The 6,308-nt window shown below is 50.2% G+C and carries 8 protein-coding genes and 1 pseudogene; 6 read left to right on the top strand and 3 right to left on the bottom strand.

Annotated elements, in window-relative coordinates:
* Positions 1-147: 147 nt before the first annotated feature.
* Positions 148-1,128 carry an IS5-like element ISKpn26 family transposase gene (locus OGY72_RS09270; protein ID WP_000019450.1) on the bottom strand — a complete coding sequence of 327 codons (981 nt, stop codon included), beginning with the start codon at positions 1,126-1,128 and terminating at the stop codon, positions 148-150.
* 222 nt (positions 1,129-1,350) lie between these two features.
* A complete protein-coding gene (gene ompW, locus OGY72_RS09275) occupies positions 1,351-1,989 on the bottom strand; it encodes an outer membrane protein OmpW (protein WP_003833354.1) in 639 nt (212 codons plus the stop codon).
* A gap of 292 nt (positions 1,990-2,281) precedes the next feature.
* Between ompW and OGY72_RS09280 the strand changes: the two are divergent.
* The 4 genes and pseudogenes from OGY72_RS09280 to yciA form a co-directional block, all read left to right on the top strand.
* Positions 2,282-2,359: pseudogene (locus tag OGY72_RS09280) on the top strand (YkgJ family cysteine cluster protein); the annotation flags it as partial.
* Between the two features lie 28 nt (positions 2,360-2,387).
* The gene (locus tag OGY72_RS09285; RefSeq protein ID WP_003020663.1) at positions 2,388-3,131 is read left to right on the top strand and encodes a YciC family protein; all 744 of its coding nucleotides are present in this window, start codon (positions 2,388-2,390) and stop codon (positions 3,129-3,131) included.
* 54 nt (positions 3,132-3,185) lie between these two features.
* Positions 3,186-3,725: a septation protein A gene (locus tag OGY72_RS09290; RefSeq protein ID WP_003020667.1), complete on the top strand. Its 540-nt coding sequence runs from the start codon at positions 3,186-3,188 to the stop codon at positions 3,723-3,725.
* Between the two features lie 165 nt (positions 3,726-3,890).
* A complete protein-coding gene (yciA, locus tag OGY72_RS09295; RefSeq protein ID WP_003020670.1) occupies positions 3,891-4,292 on the top strand; it encodes an acyl-CoA thioester hydrolase YciA in 402 nt (133 codons plus the stop codon).
* A 64-nt stretch (positions 4,293-4,356) separates the two neighbouring features.
* Here yciA and tonB read toward each other — a convergent pair whose 3' ends face one another.
* Positions 4,357-5,085 (bottom strand): TonB system transport protein TonB, encoded by a 729-nt coding sequence (gene tonB, locus OGY72_RS09300; protein ID WP_168150127.1) that lies wholly within the window; start codon positions 5,083-5,085, stop codon positions 4,357-4,359.
* 215 nt (positions 5,086-5,300) lie between these two features.
* Here tonB and OGY72_RS09305 point away from each other — a divergent pair, with 215 nt between their 5' ends.
* Together OGY72_RS09305 and OGY72_RS09310 are read left to right on the top strand one after the other, a co-directional pair.
* The gene (locus OGY72_RS09305; protein ID WP_286547621.1) at positions 5,301-5,597 is read left to right on the top strand and encodes a YciI family protein; all 297 of its coding nucleotides are present in this window, start codon (positions 5,301-5,303) and stop codon (positions 5,595-5,597) included.
* Between the two features lie 151 nt (positions 5,598-5,748).
* A partial coding sequence (locus OGY72_RS09310; RefSeq protein WP_286547622.1) for an SOS response-associated peptidase family protein occupies positions 5,749-6,308 on the top strand: 560 nt, incomplete at its 3' end.

Consider the following 6,308-nt stretch of genomic DNA (forward strand, 5'->3'; position numbering starts at 1 on the left):
GGAAGGTGCGAATAAGCAGGTCATTTCTTCCCAAGCTGACTCGCTGATTAAAATTTCGCGGATCTGGGCCGATTTTTTTCCCGCAAACACATCGAATCAGCCTATTTAGGCTATTTTTTCCACCATTTCTGGCGTTATTTCCGGTTTTTACTGAGATCTCTCCCACTGACGTATCATTTGGTCCACCCGAAACAGGTTGGCCAGGGTGAATAACATCGCCAGTTGGTTATCGTTTTTCAGCAGCCCCTTGTATCTGGCTTTCACGAAGCCGAACTGCCGCTTGATGATGCGAAACGGGTGCTCCACCCTGGCACGGATGCTGGCTTTCATGTATTCGATGTTGATGGCCGTTTTGTTCTTGCGCGGATGCTGCTTCAAGGTTTTTACCCTGCCGGGACGCTCGGCGATCAGCCAGTCCACATCCACCTCGGCCAGCTCCTCGCGCTGTGGCGCTCCTTGGTAGCCGGCATCGGCTGAGACAAATTGCTCCTCTCCATGAAGCAGATTACCCAGCTGATTGAGGTCATGCTCGTTGGCCGCGGTGGTGACCAGGCTGTGGGTCAGGCCACTCTTGGCATCGACACCAATGTGGGCCTTCATGCCAAAGTGCCACTGATTGCCTTTCTTGGTCTGATGCATCTCCGGATCGCGTTGCTGCTCTTTGTTCTTGGTAGAGCTGGGTGCCTCAATGATGGTGGCATCCACCAAAGTGCCTTGGGTCATCATGACGCCTGCTTCGGCCAGCCAGCGATTGATGGTCTTGAACAATTGACGGGCCAGTTGATGCTGCTCGAGCAGGTGGCGGAAATTCATGATGGTGGTGCGATCCGGCAGGGCGCTATCCAGGGATAATCGGGCAAACAGGCGCATGGAGGCGATTTCGTACAGGGCATCTTCCATGGCACCGTCGCTCAGGTTGTACCAATGCTGCATGCAGTGAATACGCAGCATGGTCTCCAGCGGATAGGGCCGTCGGCCATTGCCCGCCTTGGGATAAAACGGCTCGATGACAGCGGTCATATTCTGCCATGGCAGAATCTGCTCCATGCGGGAGAGGAAAATCTCTTTTCGGGTCTGACGGCGCTTAGTGCTGAATTCACTATCGGCGAAGGTGAGTTGATGGCTCATGATGTCCCTCTGGGATGCGCTCCGGATGAATATGATGATCTCATATCAGGAACTTGTTCGCACCTTCCTTAGCGCAGTACTGCTTATAGCGAGGTATCGACACACAAATTTTGTCAGGCCAGAGGCGCAAAATAATGGCCGTTCAAGACAATGACACGTGTGGAAAAGAATGGAAAAACTGGCCATTTGATGACCAGTTTTGCAGGGGGTTTGCAGAAAAACTTAAAAACGATAACCCGCAGAGAACATAAACACCCACGGATCAAGGCGTACGCTGTCTCGCTGCTGTACACCGCCCATTTTATAGCTTGCGGTGGTGTCGATATCCATGTACCACACCGACATGTTAATCAGCCAGTCACGGTTAATCAGATAGTCCATACCAACTTGCCCTGCTGCGCCCCAGGAATCTTTCAGACTCAGGTCCGATAACCCCGTTTCTTTACCGTTGTCGTTAAAGCCTTCATCGAAGAAGGTCGTGTAGTTCACCCCAACACCTACGTACGGACGCAGTTTACTGCTGGAGTCACCGAAGTACCACTGCGCCATTAACGTCGGCGGTAAATGATGTACGGTGGCAATATCACCCGTTGCAGCAGTACCGATTTTATGGCGGAACGGCGTAGCTGCCAGTAATTCAACACCGATATTGTCGGTTGCCATGTAGGTAAATGTCAGACCCAACTGCGTGTTATTGCTGACATCAAAGCCACCTAAGCTGCCCAGCGTACCACCTGCACCTTCCGTCGGCCTGACGGTGGCAGAACCTGCACGAATAAAGAACTCTCCAGCTTCATGCGCAAATGCGTTACCAGAGAGAAGAGTTGTTAAAGCCAATGCTGCAACTGTTAATTTTTTCATGTCCGCTCCATCGTTATGGTTATAAAAGCGGAACGAATATACCCACATTGGAGTAATAAGTGATCTAACATGGATCACATTGACTTTGATAATTTAACATTTATTGATCCAGATTAAGTTAGAACTTGCATTCAAAATCCTGGTTAAATTAATTCAGATCAATTTTGATATATTTTCAATGTGCAAGTACCTCCAGCTCATTGCTGATGGGTGATGGATATCTGCTCGTGATGCGCAGATAACAAACAGCGTTCATGCACGACGCTGAAGTCATAGCCAAAAATTACTGCAGCTTTACAAAGATATGCTTTTCCATACATCGCGCGATGCTGCCACTGTAGAGTTATCCAGGGTACAATTGCCCGCAAATGAACACCTGCAAAACTCAAGGAGAGTGCATGTCTATCACGGCGAAATCCGTTTACCGTGACACGGGAAACTTTTTCCGTAATCAATTCATTACCATCTTGCTGGTATCGTTGTTGTGCGCGTTTATCACAGTGGTGTTAGGGCATGCCTTTTCCCCCACTGACGCACAAATTGCGCAACTCAGTGAAGGCGATCAGTTAACCAGCAGCGTGGGGCTGTTCGATCTGGTGCAAAACATGACCCCGGAGCAACAGCAAATTTTGCTACGCGCTTCCGCGGCGTCGACGTTTTCCGGTCTGATTGGTAATGCCATCCTCGCCGGGGGTGTCATCCTGATGATTCAGCTGATTTCAGCAGGTCATCGCGTCAGCGCATTACGTGCCATCGGCGCCAGTGCGCCAGTGTTACCGAAGCTGTTTATTCTGATTTTTCTGACTACTCTGCTGGTGCAAATCGGTATTATGCTGGTTGTTGTACCCGGTATTCTGCTGGCGATCCTGCTGGCACTCGCCCCTGTGATGTTGGTACAGGACAAAATGGGTGTCTTTGCCGCGATGCGCAACAGTATGCGTCTCGCGTGGTCGAATATGCGACTGGTTGCGCCGGCAGTGATCGGTTGGTTGCTGGCAAAAACGCTGCTGTTGCTTTTTGCGCCAAGTTTTGCAGTACTTACGCCGAATGTAGGCGCGGTATTGGCGAATACGCTGAGCAATATGATCTCCGCCGTGTTGCTGATCTATTTGTTCCGCCTGTACATGCTGATTCGCCAATAAACCCTGAACGCATTCCGGGCTTGTACCCGGTGCTTTTGATGACGGAATCGAAGAATGAAGCAGTTTCTTGATTTTTTACCGCTGGTTGTCTTTTTTGCTTTTTATAAGCTTTATGACATCTATGCGGCGACCTCGGCGCTGATTGTCGCGACGGCTGTAGTGTTGATTTACAGCTGGGTTCGCTATCGCAAGGTCGAGAAGATGGCATTAATCACCTTTGTCCTGGTGGCCGTATTTGGTGGCCTGACTATTTTTTTCCACAACGATGAATTCATTAAGTGGAAAGTAACGGTGATTTACGGGCTGTTTGCTGGTGCTCTGCTGGTTAGCCAGTGGGTAATGAAAAAGCCGCTAATTCAACGCATGTTAGGTAAAGAGCTGACCCTGCCGCAGCCGGTGTGGTCGAAACTTAATTTAGCCTGGGCCGTCTTTTTCATCCTGTGTGGTCTGGCGAATATCTATATTGCATTTTGGCTACCGCAGAACATTTGGGTCAACTTCAAAGTGTTCGGCCTGACCGCCCTGACTTTATTCTTTACGCTGCTGAGTGGAGTCTATATTTACCGTCATCTGCCGCAAGAAGATAAATCGTAATACATGCTCGCCAGATCTGCGGATCTGGCGAATTTTTATCCCCTCGCGTTCCATTGTGCTGACAACCTGGCTTACATCTGCTCTGCACGCCGCATCCCCTCTGTTCTCAACGCACAAATTCTAGTAGCATCGCGCCTGTAATCTTTCTCTATAGTCGGTTCTACAATGACAACAACGAATAACACTCCCCAGGGTGAACTGGTTTTACGTACTCTGGCCATGCCTGCAGATACCAACGCGAATGGTGATATTTTTGGCGGTTGGCTGATGTCACAAATGGATATAGGTGGCGCGATTCAGGCCAAAGAGATCGCACATGGTCGTGTGGTAACGGTGCGGGTTGAAGGAATGAGCTTTTTGCGGCCGGTCGCCGTAGGTGATGTAGTGTGTTGTTACGCGCGCTGTGTGAAACGCGGGACAACCTCAATCAGCATCAATATTGAAGTTTGGGTGAAGAAAGTCGCTTCTGAACCTATTGGGCAGCGCTATAAAGCCACCGAGGCTCTGTTTATCTACGTTGCCGTTGATAAAGACGGGAAACCGCGTCCAATTCCCACGTTGGCCTGATAGCACACGCCAGTAATGCTATCCGGCAATGATCAAGAGTGATGATTGCCGGACGGCCTGATGCTTACTCGATTTGCGTTGTGCCGTTTAATTTGAAAACAATATTCACCACGAGTCCGGAACCGGGTTTACCTGCCTCATAACGCCATCTACGCATCGCATTTTTCACTTCACGCTCAAACATATTGGCAGGCTGTGCAGACAGGATCTCCACATTTTCAACCCGACCATCCGGCGTTACGTTAAATTTGACCTTTACCCGTCCTTCAATGCGCAGCGCCTGAGCTCGCGCCGGATACTGAGGCTGATTACGGCTTAAAGCGCGTGGACCTGATGGCGCACTGACCACCGGTTTGCTGGTAGTTGCCGGCGCGGTATTGGTCATTGTGCGCGTAGGTGCCGTATTTTCCAGTGGGGAGGCCGGGCGCGGTTCTGCTGGTTTAACATCGCGTTTCGGTTGCTCTTCCACCTTTTTCACCGGTTTTGGCTTCGGTTTAGGCTTGGGCTTCGGTTTTTCAATCACCACCGGTGCCTCTTTTGGTGGCTCTGGAATCGGTTCTGGTTCCGGTTCAGGCTCGACAACGGGTTCCGGCGGCGGCTGAACGGCCTGAGGCGGTTCAAGGTCGGCAGGCGCGACCATCGTGACAGAGATCGGCTGCGCTGGCGCAGGCAGTTCAATAACCTGATGTACCGAGGTATACAGCAAACCAGCCACTACGGCACCATGAATGCCGACAGACAGTAACGTTGGCCAGGGAAAGCGACGAGGTAAATCAAGGGTCATTGAAGTCATAATCGTTTCAGTAAAAAAACCAGGCCCTGATTTTAAATGCAAATAGCAATCATATTCAATAAGCCCGTGGCGGTAACTGACATTTAAAACGCGATTTTATGATAAAAAACCGCTTTCAGAGTATGGCCTTAACATATCAGTTATCTTTCCGTTGCAGTTGTTAGGCCTTTCCAATAACGTTATTAACGACTTTTACCGTTCAAGGAGCTCTACCCGTGCTGTATGTTATTTACGCTCAAGATATTACAGACTCTCTCGAAAAACGTCTCTCCGTGCGCCCTGCTCATCTGGCTCGCCTGCAACTCCTTCATGACGAAGGTCGTTTGCTCACGGCGGGCCCCATGCCAGCGGTCGATATTAACGATCCCGGTGCGGCGGGTTTTACCGGCTCGACGGTGATTGCCGAATTTGAATCTTTGGAGGCGGCACAGGCGTGGGCGGAAGCCGATCCGTATGTCGCGGCGGGCGTGTATGCGCAGGTTTCAGTAAAACCGTACAAGAAGGTTTTTTGAATTTAAATAATTAACCTTAAATTCAAATAGATAAACACAAATATTCATCCAAAATCAAATTTAAGGGCGCATTTAGGTACACATTAACCTACGCGCCCTCTCTTTTAGTTACCACCTATACTTTCAGTCTGACATATGGCTGGAGGTTTCTATGTGTGGACGCTTTTCACAGTCGATGACGCGTGAAGACTATCTCGTCCTTCTCGCTGACGAAGTCGAACGAGACATTCCATATGACCCGGAACCGATCGGGCGTTTTAACGTGGCGCCAGGCACCAGAGTTCTGCTTCTGAGCGAACGTGACGAGAAACTCCATCTCGATCCTGTTATCTGGGGATACGCCCCAGGGTGGTGGGATAAACCACCACTAATTAACGCACGCTCTGAAACTGCGGCCACCAGCAGAATGTTTAAGCCTCTGTGGCAACACGGTCGCGCAATTTGCTTTGCTGATGGCTGGTTTGAGTGGAAAAAGGAAGGCGACAAAAAGCAGCCCTACTTCATTCATCGAGTCGATGGCCAGCCGATATTCATGGCGGCGATCGGCAGCACACCATTCGAACGTGGAGATGAAGCAGAAGGATTTCTGATAGTGACGGCTGCTGCAGACAAAGGACTGGTAGATATTCATGACAGGCGGCCACTGGTACTGTCACCAGATGCTGCTCGCGAATGGATGAGGCAGGACGTTGGAGGGAAAGAAGCTGCGGA

Origin of the sequence: Citrobacter sp. Cpo221 (assembly GCF_030332345.1) — a bacterium.
Taxonomy (GTDB): Bacteria; Pseudomonadota; Gammaproteobacteria; order Enterobacterales; family Enterobacteriaceae; genus Citrobacter; species Citrobacter portucalensis.